Below are 2,754 nucleotides of genomic sequence, written 5' to 3' on the forward strand. Positions count from 1 at the left end.
TCGCGCCCACACATCATCCGAGAGCACACCAGTCCGCGTCATGAACCCACCTTCGACCACCTGACACCCAAGATCCGGGAGACACGCCCTAGTCCCCTCAGACGACGGCGGTACGGCCAGCGTCGGCCACGTCACCTGGCTCGGCGAGTCTGAGACGACGGTGCGGGATCTCCTGCAGCGCAGCCCCCAGGGCGAGACCGACCGCAGCGACCGGGAAGAGGTCGCCGACTGGCTCGTCGACTTCCTCGCCTCCAACGGGGGCGAGGCCGCAGCCAAGGACGTGTTCAAGGCCGGCCAGGCCGAGGGCCACAGCCGCGACGCGCTCAAGCGCGCCAAGGGCAGGCGAGTGCGCTCCGAGAAGGCCGGCTTCGGGTCCGGCTGGGTGTGGCGACTGACGACCTCGGACGACGAAGGGAGCACGAAGGGAGCGAAGGGAGCAGTACACGAAGTCTCGCTCCCTTCGCTCCCTTCGCTGCTCCCTTTGGACATCGACCGGTGTCCCGATCACCCGAATGACAAGAGAGCCGCCAACGGCAAGTGCATCGGTTGCATCGCCGAGCGCAGCAACCGCCGGGCGAACGAAGACAGGAAGAGCGCATGACCACGCGCCGGGCGTTCACGCCACCCGCTCCTTTCGTCTCAGCGAGGACCAGGAGACCGGGATCGAAGGACGCGAGCGACTACCTCACCGCAGAGACCGTCCTGCGCCCGGCGCGGCCACACCCACCCACCAACCGAGAGGACCAGCTGTGAATGACGAACTGACGCAGGACGAGATTTACGCCAGCTACTTCGACGCCAACGGTCAGCCCGTGCGAGTCGGCGCCCAGCTGACCGCCGATGAGCAGGCCACTTACGACCTGTATTTCAACGAGACCACCGAGGGGACCCACCAGTGACCGCCATTGATCACAGCCAGCGCGCCGCCCGCGTCGTCACCGAAATGCACGACCGAATCGCCCCCGAACCCTCCACGCAGCCAGCGGGTCCACTGTTCCTCGAAGACTTCCTCGGCCTGGCGTCCAACCTCCGAGATGCCGGCCTCTCCGGCGGCGAGGAAATGCAGCGCATTGAGGACATCAACGCCGCCATTGAGCGGATGTTGGCCGCCCAACCCGGCTCCCCGCTTCAGGGCATGGACCTGATGACCGCCGACCCCGACGAAATCGCCCAGCGGATCAGGCAGGCCGGCATCGACCGTGCCGCCCAGATGGAGACCGTCAACGTCCGCAACGGTTTTCAGCACACCCTGGCCAAGTCCGCCGCCGCCCACCTCCGCGCCGACAGCGACCGGGTCGTCCGGGAGATGCGTAAGCGGTTCGACCCCGCGGTCAAGTTCGTCCAGGCCGCCGCCAAGCGCGGACTGACCGAGCACAGTGACATGACGGTCCTGCTCGACATGGGCGCCCCCGACGTCATCGCCGCATACCGCGCTCTCGGGCCCGCCGTCGCCGAACTCGACCGGCTCGCGGCACTGCGCAACCAGCTCACCACCGTCGTTGGCGTCGGACCGCGTGAGCACCCGATGGCCGCCTTTATCACCGGCGTCACCACAGAAGCCGAACTTGAGGGCGCACAGAACGTGTGGATCGGGCAGCTGGAAACCGTGCAGCACGTCACCCCGATGAATGGCACCCACCTCGCCAACGTCCGACGCAATCGGCTTGGTGGCGCCTGGCTTGCTCTGGTCTGCGCCGGCTACACGCTGCGGCTCAATACCGGGTCCGAAGCGCAGGCCGTCGTCGATAACGCCAACTGACCAACCACCGCACCTGATTCTCGAGAGGCACATTCCGATGGAACTCCGTAACCCGATGCAGTTCGCCGCCCTGCTGTTCAACGGTCACGCCGACGGACAGTGGACCCTGCCCGAGCCGATCCTGGCCGCACGGGACGCACTGACCCGTCTCGACGGGATCGAGCTGCCCGACACCCCACCCGAGCACCCGGCGACCGTGCGGGACCGCCTGGCCTACCTGATCGCCACCGGCGGCGACCTGGACCCGACCCCCGTCATCGACGCGCAGCGCGCCCTGGACGAGTACAGCGAGCGCATCCAGCTCATGCGCCAGGCGCGGGAGATCGCGGGCAACAACCTCGCCACCGTCCTCGCCGACCACGCCAGTGAGGCGATCACCGAGCATTTGGCCCCGGCTTTCGACGAGATCGCGACCAGGCTGCGCATCGACTTCATGGCCACCGATCACATCGGCTCCTCGACTCCGGCCGCTGTGCTGCTCACCCAGCCCAAGCCGGTGCGCGACGCCCTGATCCGTATCGACACCAGCGTTCAGCGGTACGAACTGGTGCGGCAGGCGCACAGCATCCTGCTGCGCATCACGCAGGCCCGCAGTCAGGACGAGGTCGGCTACTTCGCCGAGGTCCGCAACACCGAGAAGGTGTGGCCGGCCGTGGCTGAGATCGCACGGACCACCAGGTACGCCCCGACGACGCCGCCGTGGCCCACCACCGGCACCCGCGACCGGCTCGCGTGGCTGTTCGCCAACGGCGGCCAGGTCTGGCTGCCCACCACCACCCAGCAGGACGCCCGATACCTCGAGGTGTTCGGCGAAAAGCTCGAGCGCGACCGAATCAACCGCTCCAACCTCAGCGGCTACCGCGCAATGACCGGCGTGGCCGTCAACGGCGGCCCCACGGACGACTAGAGCGTGTCTGCCAAAGATTGGCGGGTTGGTGGGCGACGCTGGACGAATGTTGCGTACCGACGAGATCCCGGACGAGTTGTGGGAGTTG

The 2,754-nt window shown here is 67.5% G+C and carries 4 protein-coding genes; all 4 read left to right on the top strand.

Going from position 1 to position 2,754, the window contains the following annotated elements:
* Positions 1-160 precede the first annotated feature (160 nt).
* The 4 genes from BLW04_RS25125 (at position 161) to BLW04_RS25135 (ending at position 2,666) form a co-directional block, all read left to right on the top strand.
* A complete protein-coding gene (locus BLW04_RS25125) occupies positions 161-601 on the top strand; it encodes a hypothetical protein (RefSeq protein ID WP_091548341.1) in 441 nt (146 codons plus the stop codon).
* Positions 602-749: 148 nt separating this feature from the next.
* Positions 750-899 (top strand): hypothetical protein, encoded by a 150-nt coding sequence (locus BLW04_RS27240; protein ID WP_175484305.1) that lies wholly within the window; start codon positions 750-752, stop codon positions 897-899.
* Entirely contained in the window at positions 896-1,759 is an 864-nt protein-coding gene (locus BLW04_RS25130) for a hypothetical protein (RefSeq protein ID WP_091548343.1), read from the top strand. The genes BLW04_RS27240 and BLW04_RS25130 overlap by 4 nt, the downstream gene beginning before the upstream one ends.
* 37 nt (positions 1,760-1,796) lie before the next feature.
* Positions 1,797-2,666, top strand: coding sequence for a hypothetical protein (locus BLW04_RS25135; RefSeq protein WP_139307039.1), 870 nt, complete (start codon positions 1,797-1,799; stop codon positions 2,664-2,666).
* Positions 2,667-2,754: the final 88 nt, after the last annotated feature.

Source organism: Modestobacter sp. DSM 44400 (genome assembly GCF_900107175.1).
Lineage (GTDB): Bacteria > Actinomycetota > Actinomycetes > Mycobacteriales > Geodermatophilaceae > Modestobacter.